This window comes from Caulobacter sp. SLTY, from assembly GCF_009905535.1.
Classification (GTDB): Bacteria; Pseudomonadota; Alphaproteobacteria; order Caulobacterales; family Caulobacteraceae; genus Caulobacter.
The window spans coordinates 88,495-107,225 of record NZ_JAAALA010000003.1; the positions used below are offsets into that span (position 1 = coordinate 88,495).

An 18,731-nucleotide genomic window follows, 5' to 3' on the forward strand; every position below is an offset into this window, starting at 1 on the left:
CTTCCCCTACTCTCTATGACGGTGGACCAGCCAGGCCAGGCCCAGGGTGACGGCCCCGAATCCGGCCAGCTTGGCCAACTCATCGGCAATCTCTCCCACTCCGCCCCCGCGTAGCAACAGGTCGAGGAAGCCGTCCAGCCCCCAGGCCATGGGGGAAAAGGCCGCCACCGCCTGCAACCCCTGCGGCATGACGAATTTCGGCACCATGATGCCGCCAATTGCCGCCAGAAGAAGAGCCGTCAGCCCGGCCGTCAGCGTGGCCTGTTCGGTGGTCTTGGCCACCACGGCGATCAGGAGCGCCAACCCCAGGGCCGCGAGGCTGAGCGCCGCTGACAGCAGCACCAGGGCGAAGGGCGAGCCGTTCATCTGCAACGCCTGGCCGCCCAGCAGCGGCACCAGGAACACCCCGGCCGCCAGCATGGCGGCGACCTGCAGCTGGTTGACCGCGAAATAGGGGATCAGCTTGCCGGCGAACTGGTTCAAGGGCCCGACGTCGATGGTCTTCAGGCGCCTGTGCACCCCCAGCTGCCGCTCGCGGATGAAGGTGTTGGAAAAGGGGATGGCCACGAAGAAGACGGCGAACACCAGCCAGGCCGGAACGCTCTGCTGCACGGCGCTGGGCGCCACGTCCGGCTCGGCGCGATAGGCATAGGCCAGGTCGATCTTCGGGGGCTCAACCTTGGGCCGGTCGAGCGGATAGCCGAACGGATCCTCGGCGGGCAGGAACTGGATCAGCTGATCGGTGCGCTGCAGCCCTGTCGCCTCGCCGAGCGCGGCCAGCATCAGTTTCTCGGTGCGGCTGTCGACGTCCGGCGCCACGGTGATCTTCAGCATCGGTTTGGCGTCGGGGTCCGGCATCCCCTCCAGGCTGGCTCCGTAGCCCTTGGCCACCTCGACCGCGAAGGCATGGCGGCCGGCCTTTAGGTCGGCTGCCACCGCCTCGGCGGCTGGAAGACTTTTTGGCGCATTTATGCCAAAAGCCTCGTTTTTCGCCAGATTGGTCCGCAGCACGGCGGAGGCCGGCGTGGCGTCGCGGTCGATCAGCAGAACGTCGGCCAGCTTTCCCGCCCGCGCCGCGAACAGGTCCTGCAGGGCCAGCGACATGATCAGGATGAAGGCCAGCGGCAGCAGGAACATCATCGCCAGGCCGTGGAGGTCACGGGTCAGCAGCCGCAGTTCCTTGATCACGCAGGCGAGCAGCGGGCTCACGCCTCTTCCTCCCCGGAGCTGAGCAGGGACAGATAGAGGGTCTCCAGCCGGCTGACGCCATACTCGGCGCGCGCCACCTGCAGCCCCGCGGCCTGAAGGCTGCTGAGCGCCGCGGGCAGCTCACCCGGTCCGCCGAGGGTCAGTGTCACCCGATCCTCGCCGCCCCATTCGGCATCCAGCGCTGCCAGCGCCTTGCGGGCGGACTTGGGAGCGGGCTCGGCCAGGGTGACCGTCAGACGCCGGGCGGCCGCTTCGCTGAGCAGCTCCTCGACCCGACCGGTCAGCACCAGCCGCCCCCGGTCGATCACCGCCACATCGTCACAGAGCTGCTCGACCTCCTCCATGTAGTGGGAAGTGTAGACGATGGTGGTCCCCCGCGCCTTCAGCCCCGCGATGACCTCCAGGATCAGCTGGCGCGAGCGGGCGTCGATGCCGACCGTCGGCTCGTCGAGATAGAGGATTCGCGGCTCGCCCAGCAGGGCGATGGCCAGGTTCAGCCGGCGCTTGAGGCCGCCGCTGTAGGTCTCGGCCGGCTTGTCGAGCCAGTCCTCGAGCTGCACGGCCCGCGCCGTCATCGCGATCCGGCCTCCGATCTCGGCCGCGGGGATGCGCTGCAGCCCGGCGAAGAAGCGCAGGTTCTCCGACCCGGTCAGGGCCGGATAGAAGGCGAAGTCCTGCGGCGCCAGGGCCCCTGCCCGGCGCAGCGCGCGGCGGTCGGTGGCGGGCCGGCCCTCGACGGCGATCTCGCCCCGCTGGACGTCCATCACACCGGTCATCAGCGAGATAAGTGTGCTCTTGCCGGCCCCGTTCGGACCCAGCAGGCCAAAGCAGGTCCCGCGCCGGATCGACAGGTCCACCCCGCTCAGCGCCTCGCGGTCGGCTCGCGGATAGCGGTGCGCCAGCCCGCGAATGCGGATCGCCAGGTCGTCGGCCGACAGAGACGTTGGTGTTTGAATGCTGTCGCCTGACACGCTGATTACCCCTTCTGCGGCTTAGCGCAGGGGTGAAGCCCCGTCACCGGAAAATGACAGCCGGGGGCGGCCCAGACAAAATCGCGCCCCGAAGCGCTGGGCTTCGGGGCGCGCAATTGTTCGGCCGATCGGCCTGGCAAATTCAGGTCTAGTGCCGGAACACGGCCGCCGTCGACGGGTCGTGCGGAATGTCGCGGTACTGGCGCAGCTCGTTGCGGCCGACCACCATGTGGTGGACTTCATCCGGGCCGTCGGCGATGCGCAGGGTGCGGGTCTGGGCGTACATCCGGGCCAGCGGGGTATGCTGCGAGACGCCCAGGGCGCCGTGCATCTGGATCGCGGAATCGATGATTTCGCAGACCCGGACCGGCACCATGGCCTTGACCATATGAATCCAGATACGGGCTTCCTGGTTGCCGAGCACGTCCATCGCCTTGGCCGCCTTGAGCACCATCAGGCGCATGGCCTCAATGTCGATCCGGGCCTTGGAGATGATCTCGATGTTGCCGCCCAGCTGCACCAGGGGCTTGCCGAACGCCTCACGCTTCAGGCCGCGGGTGACCAGGTAGTCGAGGGCCTTCTCGGCCGAGCCGATGGCGCGCATGCAATGGTGGATGCGGCCGGGGCCCAGGCGCAGCTGCGAGATTTCGAAGCCGCGGCCTTCGCCCAGCAGCATGTTGCTGGCCGGGACGCGGACGTTGTCGAAGATGATGTGCATGTGGCCGTGCGGCGCGTCGGGATCGCCGAACACATGCTGAGCCCCGACGATCTTCACCCCGGGGGCGTCGGTCGGCACCAGGATCTGCGACTGGCGGTGGTTGGCCGGACCGTCCGGGCTGGTCTGGACCATGGTGATCATGATCTTGCAGCGCGGGTCGCCGGCGCCCGAGATGTAGTGCTTCTCGCCGTTGATCACATACTCATCACCGACCAGGGTGGCCGTGGTGTTGACGTTCTTGGCGTCGGACGAGGCCGAATGCAGCTCGGTCATGGCGAAGGCGGAGCGAATCTTGCCTTCCAGCAGCGGCTTCAGCCACTTTTCCTTCTGTTCCGGCGTGCCGACCCGCTCCAGAACTTCCATGTTGCCGGTGTCGGGGGCGGCGCAGTTCATCACCTCGGACGCCATCCGGTTCTTGCCCAGCTCGACGGCGATATAGGCGTAGTCGAGGTTGGACAGGCCCTCACCGGTCTCGGCGTTGGGCAGGAAGAAGTTCCACAGGCCCTCGGCCTTGGCCTTGTCCTTGGCCGCTTCCAGCACTTCCAGCTGACCGGGGGCGTAGGACCAGATGTCGGTCTTGCCCTCGCCCAGGCGCTCGAACTCCTCGCTCATCGGATTGACCGTCTCGGCGATGAAGCGCTTGACGTGCTCCAGCAGCGGCAGCGCCTTGGACGACATACGCAGGTCGTTCAGTTCGTCCTGCGGGTTCAGATTGAACGAGGACTGAGCCTTGGTGTGGACTTCGGCCATTGGCGTTTCTCCCTGTCGGCCGCTCTGACGGCCTCGACGATCAAACAGTTGTTTGAACGCATCATGCACCGGGGTTACGCGCAGGGCAAGCGAAGGATCGGTGACGGGTTGGCGGCGGGAGCAGACTCGCTCACCATGGCCCCATGAACCTCAAGGGCAAACTGCTGAAGGGCCGCTACGTGCGGCTGGAACCGATCACCGCCGAGCATCGCGAGGAGCTGAAGGGCGCCGTCGACTGCGATCCCGAGGCCTGGGAGATCATGTCGGTCAACGGCTGTGGCGAAGGGTTTGAGGACTGGTGGGGCGCGCTGAAGGGCGAGACCGAGCGCGGCGAGCGGATCGGATATGCGATCCGGCGGCTGAGCGACAAGCGGGTGGTCGGCACCTCTTCGTTCCTCAACATCCGCCGCCTCCACAAGGGCGTCGAGATCGGCGCGACCTTCCTGCATCCGGACGTGCGTTCAGGGCCGGTGAACCCCGAGAGCAAGAGGCTGATGCTGGCCCAGGCCTTCGACGCCGGGGCGATCCGGGTCGAGTTCATGATCGACGAACGCAACTCCCGCAGCGAGGCGGCGGTGCAGAAGCTGGGCGCCACCAAGGAAGGCACCCTGCGCAACCACAAGATCACCTGGACCGGCCATGTGCGCCACACCGTGGTGCTGTCGATCTGCGACTTCGACTGGCCCGGCGTTCGCGACCGGCTGGACTTCCGGCTGCGCGAGAGCTTCGTCTAGCGCACCCGCTCGTAGATCCACTCCATCCGTTCCAGTTTGCCGTTCATCATCCCCTCGATGGCGGCGCACAGCTGCTCGCCGCAGCGGCGGTAAATGACCCGTTGGGGGAAGTCGTGGGCGGTGTTTTCGAACACCACCTCGTCGGCGGTGCGGCTCTTGGCGACGAAGGTGGTCGGGGGATTGCGGCCGACGATGGCGGTGAAGGCGATCTGGCCGCCCTTCTCGTCGATGCGCATGAACTCGACGCGGCCCTTGCCGTCCTCGACGGTGCGGCTGATCCCCGGCATCACCCCGCCCTCGGCCGGCAGCCAGGTTTCGGTGACCACGGCCCCGTCGGCCTGGGTCGCGCGCCACTGGCCCTGAATCCAGGCGATATCCGCCAGGCTGTCGGCGGCGAAGGCGGGAACGGCCAGCGACAGGGTGGCGGCGAGGGCGAGCAGGGTCTTCATGGGTCTCTCCGTGAGCTGGCGGCAGGACAGCACGGGCGATCGGCGGGCGGCTTGTATCGAAGCGACAGCTCAGACCTGGGCGAGGCTGGAGGCCAGTCCGGCCTGTTGGTTTAGAAACTGGGTCGGGGTGCAGCCGACGAAGCGTCGGAAGTCGCGGGCCAGCTGGGGATGGTCGAAATAGCCGGCGGCCTGGGCGGCGTCGGTCCAGCTGGTGACCCCCGGTTCGTTGAGGGCGTCGAACACGCTCCGGAACCGCAGGATGGCAGCCAGCATCCTGGGCGGGACGCCGACGATGCGGGCGAAGCGGCGTTGCAGGTCGCGGCTGGCCTCCACCGGCTGTCCGGCCCGAAGCCGTTCGACGGCGGCCTCGACGGCGGAGTCGCGCGGGGCCGGGTTGGCGGCGAGGCGGGCGGCGACATGGTCCTGGACGGCGGTGAGGCGAGCCGCCTCATCGAGACCGGCGAGGTCCAGGCCGCTCTCCAGCGGCGTGCGGCGGTCGGTGTAGCGGTCGGCGGCCTGGCCCAGGTAGCCATAGCTCCCGGCTGGATGGAACCGCACCCCGATGACCCCGGCCGGCCCGTCCGCCCGCAGATGCAGCGGCCGGGTCAGCTGGCCGGCGAACACTACCGGCGTCTGGCGGATGGCCGAGCCGTCTGGGGCGCGCTCCAGATAGGGCCGGCCGAAGTGGACGATCAGCTCGGCGCAGCCGTCTGGGGCGATCCGCTGGTCCTCGGTCTCCTCGCCGCCCTCGAACAGCCACATGCAGCGGACGTGAGCGGCCAGATCCGCGCGGGGCGCGAACTCCTGGTAGCGCGGGATCATTTGGCCCGCCGCGCCCGGAAGAAGCCGCGCAGCAGGTCAGCGCTCTCCTGCGCCAGCACCCCGCCGGTGACCGCCGGCCGCCAGTGGCAGGTCGGCCCCTCGAAGAAGCGGGGACCGCTGACCACCGCCCCGCCCTTGGGGTCCTCGGCGCCGAAGACCACCCGGCCGATGCGGGCGTGGCTGATGGCGCCGGCGCACATGGCGCAGGGCTCGAGGGTGACCACCAGGGTCAGATCGGTCAGCCGGTAGTTGCCGATCTTGGCCGCGGCGCTGCGGATGGCGGCGATCTCGGCATGGGCGGTGGGGTCGTGGGCGCCGATCGGGTGGTTGGCCCCCACGCTGACGATATGGCCGGTGGCGGGGTCCATGATCACCGCGCCGACCGGGGTTTCGCCAACGTCGGCGGCAGCGCGCGCCTGGTCTAGAGCCAGCCGCATCAGGTCTTCGTCAGTGGGCAGCGTGTTGGCGGTGTTCATGCTATAGGGCGGTCCGACCGTCGGGAGACGGCCCAAGTCCTGTTATGGAGCGGCGATCATGGCTGCGGAAGACTACGAAGACGAGCCCATGCCTTACGACGCCCGCGACAAGGTCGCGGACGGCGTCGAAAGCGAGGGTCATGACCGGGTGGCCAAGGTGCTGGCCCGGGCCGGCGTCGGCTCGCGGCGCGAGGTCGAGCGGCTGATCGAGGCCGGCCGGGTGGCGATCAACGGCCTGGTGCTGACGACCCCGGCGATCAAGGTCGAGGCCAATGACATCCTGACGGTCGACGGCGAGGTGATCGCCGGCGCCGAGGCGACGCGGGTGTTCCGCTATCACAAGCCGGTCGGGCTGGTGACCACCCACAGCGACCCCAAGGGCCGGCCGACGGTGTTCAGCGCCCTGCCGGAGGGGTTGCCCCGGCTGATCTCCGTCGGGCGGCTCGACCTGGCGTCGGAGGGGCTGCTGCTGCTGACCAACGATGGCGGGCTGACCCGGGCGCTGGAACTGCCGTCCACAGGCTGGAAGCGGATCTACCGGGCCCGGGCCTATGGCGAGACGACACAGGCCAAGCTGGACCGGCTGAAGGACGGGATCACCGTCGAGGGCGTCCGCTACGGCGCCATCGAGGCCAAGCTGGACAAGGTCAACGGCCGCAACGTCTGGATCACCGTCACCCTGGCCGAAGGCAAGAACCGCGAGGTGCGCCGCGTGCTGGAGGCCCTTGGACTGCAGGTCAACCGGCTGATCCGCCTGGCCTATGGGCCGTTCTCGCTGGGCACCCTGGCGCCCGGATATGTCGAGGAGGTCGGCCCCCGGGTGATCCGGGAACTGCTGGCCGAGCATATCGACGAGGCCAACCTGCCCACCGGCGCCGGGGTGCAGTACAAGGCGCCGCCGCAGGCCCAGTCGCGGCGCGACCCCAACGTCGGCTCGACTTCCAAGGTGGTGGGCGATCCCAAGCCCGAAAAGCCTGTCTACAAGGCCGGCTGGGCCAGGCCGAAGAAGAAGGCGGTCAACCACGTGATGCCCAAGCGGCCGAAGGCGAAGATCGTCGCCGACTTCGGTCCCGGGAAGCGGGAGATCAAACCCCAGCCCTTCCGCGCCAACACCCCCAAGACCGACGCCGACCGGGTGTCGAAGGGCGGCAAGACCGCGCCCGTCCGGCCCGAACGCCCGCCGCCCAAGGACCTGCGGCCGCAGCATTTCAAGGACCGCGAGGCCGCCGCGGCAGCCGAGGACGCCAAGGCCCTGGCCCTGCGTAAGGCGCTGGCCGGTCTCGATGACGGACCCAAGGCCAAGGGCGGCAAGCCCAGGGCCGGCGGCAAACCGGTCGCCAAATCCCCGGCCGGTCGTCCGGGCGATGGCAAGGCCAAGGGCCACTGGTTCACCGCGCCAGGCGAGGCGGCCAGCAGCCGGCCAGTCCAGAGCCCCGCCAAGCGCGCCCCGGCCCAGTCTGGCAAGGCCCCGGTCGGCAAGAGCGGTCGGCCCCGTCCTCCGGGGTCCAAACCCCGTCAGGGCTGAGGCGCGTCCGGGTGGTCGCGCAACGCCCGGCCGAGACGGGCCGTGCGGCGCCAGACGGTGACCAGGCTGCCCAGGGCGATGACCGCGAGGCCGACCAGCATCACCTGGCCGATGCCGCCCCACAGCGGCTCGAGGGCGGTGATCAGGCAGGCCACGGTGAGCACGAACATTCGGTGCGGCTTGGCCATCGGGCCGGAGAAGTCGGCCGGCTGGCCCAGCCCCCGGCCAAGCTCGCGCACATAGGCGGTCAGCAGGGCCAGGGCGACGGCAAGCCACCCCAGCCACTCCCCGGCCGGCAGCAGCGGGGCGACGCTGTAGCCGGCGGCGGCCAGGAACAGGGCGTCGGCGATCCGGTCGGGCAGCTCGTTCCAGATCGGCCCGGTGGGCGATCCCAGGCCGTGCTCCACCGCCACCATGCCGTCGAGCATGTTGCACAGCAGCCGAAGCTGGATACAGACCCCGGCCAGCACGAAGCAGACCGACCGCCCCGCCCCCTCCGACTGGCCGGCCATCAGGAACAGCGAAGCGCCGACCGCGGCGAAGGCGACACTGAGGGCGGAGATGTGGTTGGGGCGAACCCGAGCCCGGCCGAGGGCGGCGGCCATACGCCCCGCCCAGCCGGCGGAGCGGGTCTTCAGCGGGCGGCGGTTGTCGGTGTCGGTCACGGGGCGTTCCTGCGGGCGCGGACGAGGGCGGCGTTGTAGATGAAGGCGTAGAGGGTCGAGAGGCTCCACGGAAAGGCGATGGTCGCCGCCAGTTCCGGCGTGCCGATCAGGCTGTGGACGGTGAAAAGCGTCGCCAGCACCCCGCTCGCGGTGACCAGCGGCGGAACGACAAAGGCGCCGAGCCCGGGGACACGGCCATCCATCGCCTCCAGCGCCCGCTTGATCACCCCCGTCAGCAGGGCCGAGACCGTCCCCTGCGCCAGGGCCGGCGCCCAGGCCTGTTCCCAGCCATGGGCGCGATTGGCGAAGAGCGCCCAGCCACCCATGGCCAGGAAGCCGAAGGCCATGTGGACCAGGCTGGAGCGCATCAAGCGCTGGATCACAGGCCCCTCCCCGGTCGCCCCAACGATGCGGCCCCTTTTATCACGTGCGGCTCCCGGCCAACGGAAAATCCCGCCGATTGGGGTCGAAGGACCATGGCCGGTCCGACTGGACGGGAGGCTTCGCTCCGCCCGATCAGGTTCAGGCCCCGGACTTCAGCGCAAAGCGGGCACCCGTGTAGGTCCTGACCGGATTGCCGCGTTCGAGTTGCTGGTTGAGGCTCCATTGCGATCGGCGGGCCTTTCCGCGTGACGTGGTCCGCCGGTCCTCGATCATCATGGCCAGCTTCAGCCGCGCCAATTTGCGGTTGGCGTGCTGTGACCGCTGTTCCTGGGCGGTGGCGGTCAGGCCGGTGGGACGGTGGGTGGCGCGGACGGCGCTGTCGGTCTTGTTGACATGCTGACCGCCCGGACCGCTGGCCCGCAGGGTCTGGTAGTCGATGTCCTCGGGCTTCAGGTCGGGAACAAGGTCCGGCTCCGGAGCGAGGGCGACGCCGACGAACCAGTTCCGGCGGTTGTGGACTGGCCGGAATGGACTGTCGCCGACCCACAGAACCGTGCCGATCCGCCCGGCGACGAAGGCCGGGGCCTGGTCGCCGGCGACACGGAGCAGCAGCGAGGAGGGAAGGTCCTCGCTGCCGTCTAGGACCTCGCAGACGACGCCATGGGCTTCGGCTTCGCGGGCGTAGGCCGCCGCCAGCTGAGCGACGACCCACCGACATTCCTGGGGGCCCTGGCCTGAGGTCAGGTGCAGGATGACTTCGCTCATGACCCCGCCCTCGTCTTGTAGCTGAGCAGCGGTCGCAGGCGCGCGATGACGCGCACGAGGCCGGCATCCTCGAGGTCCGCCACGACCCGCTGGATGTCCTTGTAGGCCTGAGGCGCCTCCTCGTAGATCAGCCGGCGGTCCTCGCAGATGACATGGCTGCCGAGCGCCGTACGCTGGAGGTCGGCGACGCGGAAACGCGCCGACAGCCTGGCATGGGCGTCCGAGCGGCTCCACCTGCGGCCGGCGCCGTGGGCGAGCGAGCTGAGGGCCCGGTCGTCACCGGCGTCGAGGGGTTCGACCAGGTAGCTGAAATCGCCCCGCGATCCCGGAATGGCGACCAGCCCGCGATCGGCGGGGGCGGCGCCCTTCCGATGGAGCCACCCGCCAAGGTGGGGCGTCACGCAGTTGTGGCAGACGTCGAGCACACACCGCCCCTCGGCGCCGATGGCTTCGCAGAAGCGGTGCGCGATGATTCGCCGGTTAAGCACGGCCCAGGCCATGGCCTGGTCATGCTCGGCCAGATAGGCCTGTCCCGCCGGGCTGGCCGCGAGCATGCCCTCGCCCACAGGCTCCGTCTTGTGCGCCTGCAGGACGGCCTGGCCCAATCCGCGCGAGCCGCTGTGGACCATCATCCACACCCGATCCGCCTGCAGATTCAGGGCCTCGAAACGGTCGCGGTCCACGACCTCCTCGATACGCTGAAACTCGACGAAGTGATTGCCGCCGCCGATCGTGCCGAACGCCGGACCCGCCAGGTTCGCCGGCAGGCCGGCGTCGGTCACGGCGGTCAGGCTGTCGCCAGACCACGGCTCATCGAGGCCGTGAAGCTTGCGCTCCACGGAGCCCAACCGGAACTTGCGCAGCGGACTGCCCAGCTCCCACAGGCCGATGCCGCAACCGATGTCGCCGCCGACGAGATGGGGCCAGATCCGGTCTGGCGACCAGAAGGCGGCGCCCACCGCAATGCCGGCGCCGACGTGCAGGTCGGGCAGGCCGACGACGCGCTCGATCCCCTCATATCGGGTCGAAGCCCGCAGCTGGTCGACGGCGGCGGGGTCGAGGCGGGAGGGGTCCGTCGCGATCAGGGTGATCTTGGGAGAGAGGGTCACCGCTCACCGCCTTTCCCACCGAAGTTGGCCGCGGGCAGGCATCGGGCAAGACCGTTGATGTCCTTGAGGACGCCATCCCGCGGATCGACGAAGAACAGCCGTCGGCGGAACCAACGGCCCTCGCGCCCGAGCACCTCGCCCTCGTGCATCCACTCGCCGCGCCGGCCGATGGAGATGCGTGTCAGGACGTAGTCCTCGATATGCGACCGCACATGCATCTTGATGGTGCTGCCAGTGTCGAGCGTGGCGCAGATCTCGCTGAACACGCTGTCCCACGGCCGCCCTCGCCGGCTGCGCAGAAATCGCACGAGCGGCGCGAGATTTTCGTTGAGCGATTTGGAGTAGGGGGCCGCGATCAGCGCGTGACGTTTCAGACCAATGTGTTTGATGAACGGATCGGGTGTCCTTTTCAGTTTGGGGGATTGAGCATGTCCCGCGCCCCAGCGCGGTCGCTCGACGACGACCTTGAACATGTCAGCGCGCATGACGGACCTCCCGCGAAACGGAGGCCGGCGGGTCGCTGAACAGCGGATGCGTGATGAGATGGCAAGGCGCTTTCGCCTCGCCGGAAAAAGTCAGGCGAGTGAAGTCGCCCGATAGCAAATTGCCCATGCAATCTGTTCCTGAAGAGTCTGGATTAGGAGGAGAGTGTCTTGACGGGCTGAAGTCGCTCGCATGCTGTTCTCCTTTCCAGTTTCAGGAACACGCCGGGATTGGCTGGGCGCGGTCACTATCGCATCTCACAGATCCGTTCAACAGGGTGGCTGCAGTTCAGATGAGTTGCAGCCCGGGGCGGCCGGCATGGCGTCGGCCTCCGCCCGGAGCCAGCGGAGGAGCGGGCGGAGGGCGCGGGCTTCGTCGCCAGGGGCGGGGATCAGGACGAAATCGCTGTCGGCGGGGGTAAAGCCCAGTGGGGCGACGAGGCGGCCGGCCACGAGGTCTTCGGCGACCAGAGGCCAGGGGGCGACCATGGCGCCGAGGCCCGCGACGGCGGCGTCGAAGGCGAAATGCAGGTGGGCGAAGGACTGGACCGGAGCGTCCGGCAGGGCGGCGCCGGCGGCCTGCGCCCACTCGCGCCAGCCCTGGGGATGGGTGGCGGAGGCCAGGCGCGGGGCGGCGAGGGGATCGCCGCCATGCCCGGCGAGCAGGGCGGGGCTGAGCACCGGGCCGATGCTGTTGGCCATGAAGCGGTGGCAGGGGACGCCTGCCTGGTCTTCGCGGCTGAGCAGGCGCAGGGCGGCGTGGGCGTGGCGCTGGCGCATGGCGCGGGGCGGCAGTTCGGTGAGTTCGACGGTCAGGGCCGGCTCGGCCCGCGCCAGTCGCGCCAGGCGGGGGATCAGCCATTTGACCGACAGGCTGGCGTGGACCGCCAGGCGCAGGGGGCCGGCGGGGCTGCGGGCGGCGGCCACGGCGTGGGCGATCTGGTCGAAGGCCAGGGTCAGGGGGCGCAGGAGGTCGGCGCCGGCGGGGGTGAGTTCGAGGCGGTGTTTCGGACCCGTGAACAAGGGAACGCCGAGGGCGCGTTCCAGCGCCTTGACCTGCCTGCTGACGGCGCCGTGCGTGACGCCGAGTTCGGCCGCGGCGGCGGTGGCGCCGCGGGTGCGGGCCATGGCCTCGAAGGCGCGGAGGGCGTTGAGGGAAAGGTCGCGGCGCGGGGCTGTGAGTTTTGCGCACATGAGGCGACCGATAAGTCGATGTCGGGCCGGGCGCAATCGCGGCATGAGCCAGCGCCATGCCGCCGCTCCGTTCTCTCCCCCTCGTCCTGGTCCTCGGTCTTGGCCAGATGGTCGCCTTCGCGTCCAGCTTCTACCTGCTCGGGGTGTTGGGCGATCCGATCGCGCGGGACCTGGGCGTCTCGTCCGGACGAGTGTTCGGTCTGCTGTCGATGGCCTTCCTGATCTCCGCTGTCGCCGGGCCGTGGGTCGGGCGGTGGCTGGACGAGACCGGCGGGCGGGTGGTGCTGCTGGTCTCCAGCGGGGTGTTCGCGGCCAGCCTGGTGATGCTGGCGGCGGCCCGGGATGTCGTAACACTGACTGTGGGGATGGCGCTGCTGGGGGTCGGCATGGCCATCGGCCTGTACAGCACGGCCTACAAGATCCTGGTCGGCCAGTATGGCGAGGGGGCGCGGCCGATGATTAGCGCGGTGGCCTTGCTGGGCGGGCTGGGCGGTGCGCTGGGCTGGCCGATCACCCTGGCGATGGAGGGGGTGCTGGGCTGGCGCGGGGCCTGCCTGGCCTGGGCGGGGATGCACCTGCTGGTCTGTCTGCCGCTGGCGGCGCGGGTGACGCCCAGGCCCCTGCCTCTCGCGCCGCACGCGGCCCCGCCGGCGCCGGTTGTGGTGCGGTGGGATCGGCGGATGGTGCAGCTGGCCATTCTGTTTGCCGGGACCTGGTGCCTGGCGACTTCGATGGCGGCGCATCTGCCCAGATTGCTGGAAGCGTTCGGCCTGCCGCGCGGGACGGCGGTGGCCACGGCGGCGCTGGCCGGATCGGCCGGAGTGGCGATGCGGTTCCTGGAGATGACGGTGCTGCGGCGATTTTCGCCGCTGCTGACCGCCCGGCTGGCGACCCTGTTGCAGCCGGCGGGGGCGGGACTGTTGCTGGCGTTGGGGCCGCGCGGCGGGGTGGTGCTCTCGCTCGGCCAGGGGATGGGCAACGGGCTGCTCAGCGTGGCCAGCGGGACGTTGCCGCTCAGCCTGTTCGGGCCGGAGGGCTATGCCCGGCGCAGCGCCTTGATGCAGACCCCGGCCCGGTTGCTGCAGGTGGCCGGGCCGGCCGCCTTCGCCGCCGTGCTGGCCTGGTCGCCCGCGGGGGCGGTGGGGGCGATGATCGCCGTCGGGCTGATCATGTTCGCGGCCACCTTCGGACTGGAGCGCCGCGCCGACGCCGCTTGACCCAAGCGCCCTACCCGGCAAGGTGTCACCCTCCGGAGGCGGCGCTTGCAGATCCTCGACACCGTTCGCGATTTCTTCGCCGCCCAGCCGCCGGTCCTGCTGTGGGGCTTGGCAGGGGTGATTGCGCTGCTGACCCTGGCGGGTGTGGTGGCGCGGGGGCTGTCGCTGGCCCAACCCGGCAAGGACTATCGCGAGCTCCACACGCGGATCGCCAGCTGGTGGGTGATGATCGTGCTGCTGAGCGCGGCGCTGTTGGCCGGGTGGCAGGCAACCACGGCGCTGTTCGCCCTGATCAGCTTCGTGGCCCTGCGGGAGTTCCTGTCGATCGCGCCGACGCGGCGGGAGGACCGGCTGATCATCCTGGCGGCCTATGGGGCGATCCCCATCTCCTACGCCTGCGTGTGGATGGATGAGTATCCCATCTTCCTGGTCATCGTGCCGGTCTACGCCTTCCTGCTGACGCCGTTCCTGATGGCGGCTTTGGGCCAGACCAAGGGGTATCTGAGCCGGGTGGCGATGTTCCACTGGGGGCTGATGACCTGTGTCTATAACATCGGCTACGTGGCCATGCTGATGCGGGTGCCGGACAGCGAGGCGCCGGCCGGGGCGGCGGGGCTGGTGCTGCTGCTGCTCGTGGCCACCGAGTTCAACGACGTGGCGCAGTATGTCTGGGGCAAGACCCTGGGACGGCGGAAGATCGTGCCGACCGTCAGCCCGAACAAGACCTGGGAAGGGTTCATCGGCGGCTGGGTGAGCACGGCGGCGCTGATCTGGGTGATCGGGCCTTGGCTGTCGCCGCTGTCCGGCGTGGGGCTGGCGGCGGTGGCGATCAGCCTGCCGCTGGCCGGGTTCGCCGGCGATGTGACGATGAGCGCCATCAAGCGGGATATCGGCGTGAAGGACACCAGTGGCCTGATCCCCGGCCATGGCGGCCTGCTGGACCGGATCGACAGTTTGACCTTCACGGCGCCGCTCTACTTCCACCTGCTGGCGTTTTTTGCCGTGGACAAGTTCTGATGATCCGCTGGCTGCGCCTGGCGCTGATCGTGGCGGTGGCCCGGCCGCTGGCCCGGTTCTTCACCGGCGCCGATGTGACCGGGCGCGAGCGGTTGCCGGTGACCGGGCCGGCCATCGTGGCGGCCAACCACAACAGCCATGTCGATACCCTGTTGCTGCTGACCATCTTCAAGGCGCGGGCGGTGCATCTGGTGCGGCCGGCGGCGGCCAGCGACTATTTCCTGAAGGATCCGGTGATCGGCTGGGTGTCGCGCAACCTGATCGGCATCGTCCCGGTGGCCAGGAAGCGGGCCGGAACCGGCGAAGACGTGCTGGCCCCGGCCCGGCAGGCGCTGAGCGAGGGGGCCATTGTGGTGGTCTTTCCCGAAGGCACGCGCGGGGACGCCGACGACAGCATGGCCCAGCTGAAGAACGGCGTGGCGCGGCTTGCCGAGGCCTTTCCGCAGGCGCCGGTGATCCCGGTGTGGATTCAGGGGGCGGGGCGCGTTCTGCCCAAGGGCGAGGTGGTGCCGGTGCCGATGACCTGCGCTGTTTTGGTCGGCGAAGCGATCCACTGGGAGGGCCGGCGGACCCCGTTCATGGAGGGGCTGCGCGACGCCCTGCTGGCGCTCAAGGCGCAGGCCCCGCCACTTCGGTGGAGCGAGGGGGAGGACGGCTGACGGTTGCTGAGGGCGGCGTTTGCGGGCAGTTGACATCCCATGCGCATCGTCTCCGGCCGGTTCCGTGGCCGCCCCATCGTCACTCCGCCCGGACAGGGCACCCGGCCGACCGGCGATCGGGCGCGGCAGGCGGTGTTCAACATCCTGGAGCATGCGGCCTGGGCGCCGGACCTGGAGGGCGCGCGAGTGCTGGACCTGTTCGCCGGCAGCGGGGCCTTGGGGCTGGAAGCCCTGTCGCGGGGGGCGGCCTTTTGCCTGTTCGTCGAGACGGATGATGCGGCGCGGGGGGCCATCCGGGAGAATATCGAGGCGTTCGGCCTGTTCGGGGCGACGCGCATCCACCGGCGGGACGCCACGGACCTGGGGCCGCGGCCCGGCAGCGCCGGGGCGCCGTTCGACCTGGTGGTCATGGACCCGCCCTATCATAAAGGCTTGGCGGAGAAGGCCTGCGCCGAGCTGCTATCCCATGGCTGGCTGGCCGACGGGGCGGTGCTGATGGTCGAGCGAGGGTCGGACGAGGCGGGGTTCGCGCCGGCGGGGTATGAGGTGCTGGACGCGCGCGACTATGGCGCGGCGCGCGTCCACTTCCTGCGGCTGGCTTAGCTACCACCCCTTCGCCGTCACCCGGTTGTTGAGCTGGGCGCGGAGGTTGGCCAGGCCCTCGCGGGTGATGCGGTAGGGGCCGCCGCCGGTGCTGGCGATCAGGCGTTTCTTCTTCAGGCTCTTGAAGACCCCGAGGGTGCAATCGGCGAGCAGCCAGCCCTCGCGGGACCAGCATTCGACCCCGACGATGCGGTCGTCTTCGCGCACCAGGTCGATGCGTCCGCCCTGGGCGAGCGCGTGCAGCGTGCGTTGCTGCGTCTTGGAGATGTTCACAGGAAAGTCCGATGTCGTGAGGCGTGACAAGCCGCGCCCTGACGAGGTCAGGACGGGCGGTTCAGCGGGCTCTGCGACGACCGGCTTGGTTATCCGGCCGTCTTAAACCCAGGCCTCGACGGCAAGGGGAGACATAGGGCGTACCTCTGTTGACGAAGGCTGCGTAACGCGGCGACCGCCGTTCGTCGAGAGGGCGGCGGCGCTAGGGCGCGGAGGGTTGCGCGAAGGTCACAACCACGGACTCGGCGGAGCGGTCGGCCGGACCGTGGAAGACGACCTCGATGTTGTTGCCGTCCGGGTCCCACAGGAAACCGGCGTAGTAGCCGGGATGATACGGGCGCTCCCCGGGGGCGCCGTTGTCCTTGCCGCCGGCGGCCAGGGCGATCTGCCAGACGCGGTCCACCTCCTCGCGGCTGGCGGCCTGGAAGGCGAGGTGGACGTGGGTGGGGGCCGGGGTCTTGTCGTCGGCGGCGTCGATCCACAGCTCGTCGGCCTGCAGGTGGCTGTCATCGGCGACCACCTCGATGTTCAGGGCGCCGAGCAGGGCGGCGTAGAAGGTGCGCGTCGCCGCGAGGTCCTTCGTGCGCAGGTGGATATGGTCGATGAGGCGGCCGCGATGGATGTCCATGGCGATTTGAACGCCGAACTTCCGGCGCAGTTTCGCTCAGCGCCGCCCGAACAATCGCTCGATGTCGGCCAGCCGCAGCTCCACATAGGTCGGACGGCCGTGGTTGCACTGGCCGCTGTGGGGCGTGGCTTCCATTTCTCGGAGCAGGGCGTTCATTTCGGCGCCGGTCAGGCGGCGGCCGGCGCGAACCGATCCGTGGCAGGCCATGGTCGAGCAGACCTCCTCCAGCCGCTCCTTGAGCGCCAGGGCCTGCCCGTTCTCGGCCAGGTCGTCGGCGATATCGCGGATCAGGCCGGCGGCGTTGGTTTCGCCCAACAAGGCCGGGGTCTCGCGGACCAGAACGGCGCCGGGACCGAAGGGCTCGATGACCAGGCCCAGGGCCGCCAGTTCATCCGCGCGGGCGCAGACCCGTTCGGCCTCGGCCGGGTCGAGGTCGATGACCTCGGGCAGCAGCAGGGTCTGACGGGCGACGCCGCCGGCGGCCATCTCCGCCTTCATCCGCTCATAGACCAGCCGCTCGTGGGCGGCGTGCTGGTCGACGATGACCATGCCGTCGCGGGTCTGGGCGACGATGTAGGTCTCGTGCACCTGGGCGCGGGCGGCGCCGAGGGGGAAGTCGACCGGGTCGAGGACGCCGGGCTGTGGGGTCCGTTCAAGGACTTCGGGGTCGAAGCCGGCCAGGGCCTCGGCGAAGCCGCCGGGCTCGACGCGGGCGGAGACATCGTTCAGGCCCGGCAGGTTGCCGGTCTGGGCCGGCTGCCAGCCGCCCTGCTGCCAGGCGGAGAAACCCGTGGCGGGCGGAGGCGGGCGATAGCCGCCATAACCCCCTCCCCCACCGGGCCGGAAGCCGGCCAGGGCCGCGCCGGCAACCGTGGTGCTGGCCCGGTGCCCGGCGCCGGCCAGGGCGTGGCGCAGGGCGCCGATGATCAGGCCGCGCACCAGGGCGGGGTCGCGGAAGCGCACCTCTGCCTTGGCGGGGTGGACGTTGACGTCGACCAGGGTGGGGTCGAGCTCGAGATAGAGGGCGGCGGCCGGGTGGCGGTCGCGGGCCAGGTAGTCGGCGTAGGCGGCGCGCAGGGCCCCCTGCAACAGCCGGTCGCGCACCGGCCGGCCATTGACGAACAGATACTGGTGGGCGGCGTTGCCGCGGTTGTAGGTCGGCAGGCCCGCGAAGCCCGACAGCCGCACACCTTCTCGTTCCTGATCGATCTCCAGGGCGTTGTCCTGGAAGTCGCGGCCGAGCACGGCGGCGAGGCGGTTCAGGCGCCCTTCCGGTCCGGGCGGCTCGGCGGGCAGGCGCAGGACCCGGCGGCCGTCGAGGTCCAGGGTGAAGCCGGTGGCCTCATGCGCCATGGCCTGGCGCTTCACCTCCTCGGTGATGGCCATCTGCTCGGCCCGCTCGGACTTCATGAACTTCAGGCGGGCGGGGGTGGCGTAGAACAGGTCGCGGACCTCGACCCGCGCCCCGTGCGGGCCGGGGAAGGCGGCGGGGCCGGGCTGACCGGTGGCGCCGCCCTCGACCAGGATGGCGTGGGCATCGGCGGCGCCCTTGGGCCGGCTGGCGATGGACAGCCGGGCGACCGAGCCGATGGACGGCAGGGCCTCGCCCCGGAAGCCCATGGTGGAGATGTTGAGCAGGTCCCAGCTGCCGTCGGCCTGGGGGGCCAGCTTGGAGGTGGCGTGGCGCTCGACGGCGAGGGAGAGGTCGTCCGGCCCCATGCCGGACCCGTCATCGGCGATCAGGATGCGGCTGAGCCCTCCACCGTCCGCCTCGACCGCGATCTTGAGGGCGCCGGCGTCGAGGGCGTTCTCAACCAGTTCCTTGACCGCGCTGGCCGGCCGCTCAACCACCTCGCCGGCGGCGATGCGGTTGACGGTCTCGGGCGGGAGGCGGCGTATGGGCATGGGACGGGGGACCTTAGCCGATTCCGCACATGGGGACTGGATCGCCGCGCACAATGCCGAACGATGGCGCAATACCGTCCGATGCGGCGTTCCCGTCCCCGATCGGCGCTGATCGAAGACGCGGCCTAGGTCCAGACGGTTGGCGACAGCGAATCCGCGTCTGGGTCACGCCTGCT

At 70.0% G+C, this 18,731-nt stretch carries 21 protein-coding genes; 6 read left to right on the plus strand and 15 right to left on the minus strand.

The window, feature by feature from the left end; all coding sequences use genetic code 11:
• Window positions 1-6: 6 nt before the first annotated feature.
• From GVN21_RS02565 to GVN21_RS02575, 3 genes are all read right to left on the minus strand, one after another.
• Window positions 7-1,209: an ABC transporter permease gene (locus GVN21_RS02565; protein WP_166573133.1), complete on the minus strand. Its 1,203-nt coding sequence runs from the start codon at window positions 1,207-1,209 to the stop codon at window positions 7-9.
• The gene (locus GVN21_RS02570; RefSeq protein WP_166573134.1) at window positions 1,206-2,180 is read right to left on the minus strand and encodes an ABC transporter ATP-binding protein; all 975 of its coding nucleotides are present in this window, start codon (window positions 2,178-2,180) and stop codon (window positions 1,206-1,208) included. Before GVN21_RS02570 ends, GVN21_RS02565 begins: the two co-directional genes overlap by 4 nt.
• Before the next feature lie 148 nt (window positions 2,181-2,328).
• Window positions 2,329-3,648: an acyl-CoA dehydrogenase family protein gene (locus GVN21_RS02575; RefSeq protein WP_166573135.1), complete on the minus strand. Its 1,320-nt coding sequence runs from the start codon at window positions 3,646-3,648 to the stop codon at window positions 2,329-2,331.
• Window positions 3,649-3,791: 143 nt separating this feature from the next.
• Between GVN21_RS02575 and GVN21_RS02580 the strand changes: the two genes are divergently transcribed.
• Window positions 3,792-4,382, plus strand: a complete 591-nt coding sequence (locus GVN21_RS02580) for a GNAT family protein (protein WP_166573136.1) — start codon at window positions 3,792-3,794, stop codon at window positions 4,380-4,382.
• Here the strand turns inward: GVN21_RS02580 and GVN21_RS02585 are convergent.
• From GVN21_RS02585 to tadA, 3 genes are all read right to left on the minus strand, one after another.
• Window positions 4,379-4,831: a DUF6265 family protein gene (locus tag GVN21_RS02585; protein WP_166573137.1), complete on the minus strand. Its 453-nt coding sequence runs from the start codon at window positions 4,829-4,831 to the stop codon at window positions 4,379-4,381. The genes GVN21_RS02580 and GVN21_RS02585 overlap by 4 nt on opposite strands.
• Window positions 4,832-4,900: 69 nt before the next feature.
• Window positions 4,901-5,653: a helix-turn-helix domain-containing protein gene (locus GVN21_RS02590; RefSeq protein ID WP_166573138.1), complete on the minus strand. Its 753-nt coding sequence runs from the start codon at window positions 5,651-5,653 to the stop codon at window positions 4,901-4,903.
• Window positions 5,650-6,129: a tRNA adenosine(34) deaminase TadA gene (gene tadA / locus GVN21_RS02595; RefSeq protein ID WP_166573139.1), complete on the minus strand. Its 480-nt coding sequence runs from the start codon at window positions 6,127-6,129 to the stop codon at window positions 5,650-5,652. The genes GVN21_RS02590 and tadA overlap by 4 nt, the downstream gene beginning before the upstream one ends.
• Window positions 6,130-6,187: 58 nt before the next feature.
• On the opposite strand from tadA, the gene GVN21_RS02600 reads away from it, so the two are divergent.
• The gene (locus tag GVN21_RS02600) at window positions 6,188-7,654 is read left to right on the plus strand and encodes a pseudouridine synthase (protein WP_166573140.1); all 1,467 of its coding nucleotides are present in this window, start codon (window positions 6,188-6,190) and stop codon (window positions 7,652-7,654) included.
• Here GVN21_RS02600 and GVN21_RS02605 read toward each other — a convergent pair.
• The 6 genes from GVN21_RS02605 to GVN21_RS02630 all read right to left on the minus strand — a co-directional run bounded on the left by GVN21_RS02605 (window position 7,645) and on the right by GVN21_RS02630 (window position 12,253).
• Window positions 7,645-8,319, minus strand: coding sequence for a CDP-alcohol phosphatidyltransferase family protein (locus tag GVN21_RS02605; protein ID WP_166573141.1), 675 nt, complete (start codon window positions 8,317-8,319; stop codon window positions 7,645-7,647). The genes GVN21_RS02600 and GVN21_RS02605 overlap by 10 nt on opposite strands.
• On the minus strand, window positions 8,316-8,702 hold the full coding sequence (locus GVN21_RS02610) for a hypothetical protein (RefSeq protein WP_166573142.1): 387 nt from the start codon (window positions 8,700-8,702) through the stop codon (window positions 8,316-8,318). Before GVN21_RS02610 ends, GVN21_RS02605 begins: the two co-directional genes overlap by 4 nt.
• 139 nt (window positions 8,703-8,841) lie before the next feature.
• Window positions 8,842-9,468, minus strand: a complete 627-nt coding sequence (gene prfH / locus GVN21_RS02615; protein WP_166573143.1) for a peptide chain release factor H — start codon at window positions 9,466-9,468, stop codon at window positions 8,842-8,844.
• Window positions 9,465-10,577: an RNA ligase RtcB family protein gene (locus tag GVN21_RS02620; protein WP_166573144.1), complete on the minus strand. Its 1,113-nt coding sequence runs from the start codon at window positions 10,575-10,577 to the stop codon at window positions 9,465-9,467. Before GVN21_RS02620 ends, prfH begins: the two co-directional genes overlap by 4 nt.
• Complete coding sequence (locus tag GVN21_RS02625; protein ID WP_166573145.1) at window positions 10,574-11,062, minus strand: hypothetical protein; 489 nt, start codon at window positions 11,060-11,062, stop codon at window positions 10,574-10,576. Before GVN21_RS02625 ends, GVN21_RS02620 begins: the two co-directional genes overlap by 4 nt.
• Before the next feature lie 267 nt (window positions 11,063-11,329).
• Window positions 11,330-12,253 carry a LysR family transcriptional regulator gene (locus tag GVN21_RS02630; protein WP_166573146.1) on the minus strand — a complete coding sequence of 308 codons (924 nt, stop codon included), beginning with the start codon at window positions 12,251-12,253 and terminating at the stop codon, window positions 11,330-11,332.
• Window positions 12,254-12,309: 56 nt separating this feature from the next.
• Here GVN21_RS02630 and GVN21_RS02635 point away from each other — a divergent pair, with 56 nt between their 5' ends.
• Genes GVN21_RS02635 through rsmD form a run of 4 tightly spaced genes read left to right on the plus strand, consistent with a single transcriptional unit; the run spans window position 12,310 to window position 15,749 of the window.
• A complete protein-coding gene (locus GVN21_RS02635; RefSeq protein ID WP_166573147.1) occupies window positions 12,310-13,470 on the plus strand; it encodes an MFS transporter in 1,161 nt (386 codons plus the stop codon).
• A 45-nt stretch (window positions 13,471-13,515) separates the two neighbouring features.
• Window positions 13,516-14,487, plus strand: coding sequence for a phosphatidate cytidylyltransferase (locus GVN21_RS02640; RefSeq protein WP_205689887.1), 972 nt, complete (start codon window positions 13,516-13,518; stop codon window positions 14,485-14,487).
• Complete coding sequence (locus tag GVN21_RS02645) at window positions 14,487-15,146, plus strand: lysophospholipid acyltransferase family protein (protein WP_166573148.1); 660 nt, start codon at window positions 14,487-14,489, stop codon at window positions 15,144-15,146. The genes GVN21_RS02640 and GVN21_RS02645 overlap by 1 nt, the downstream gene beginning before the upstream one ends.
• 39 nt (window positions 15,147-15,185) lie before the next feature.
• Window positions 15,186-15,749, plus strand: coding sequence for a 16S rRNA (guanine(966)-N(2))-methyltransferase RsmD (gene rsmD / locus GVN21_RS02650; protein ID WP_166573149.1), 564 nt, complete (start codon window positions 15,186-15,188; stop codon window positions 15,747-15,749).
• On the opposite strand, the gene GVN21_RS02655 is transcribed toward rsmD, so the two are convergent.
• From GVN21_RS02655 to mutL, 3 genes are all read right to left on the minus strand, one after another.
• Window positions 15,750-16,022: a YjhX family toxin gene (locus GVN21_RS02655; protein ID WP_166573150.1), complete on the minus strand. Its 273-nt coding sequence runs from the start codon at window positions 16,020-16,022 to the stop codon at window positions 15,750-15,752. It abuts the gene before it with no gap.
• Between the two features lie 202 nt (window positions 16,023-16,224).
• On the minus strand, window positions 16,225-16,650 hold the full coding sequence (locus GVN21_RS02660) for a VOC family protein (RefSeq protein ID WP_166573151.1): 426 nt from the start codon (window positions 16,648-16,650) through the stop codon (window positions 16,225-16,227).
• A gap of 36 nt (window positions 16,651-16,686) precedes the next feature.
• Complete coding sequence (gene mutL, locus GVN21_RS02665) at window positions 16,687-18,555, minus strand: DNA mismatch repair endonuclease MutL (protein WP_166573152.1); 1,869 nt, start codon at window positions 18,553-18,555, stop codon at window positions 16,687-16,689.
• Window positions 18,556-18,731 lie beyond the last annotated feature (176 nt).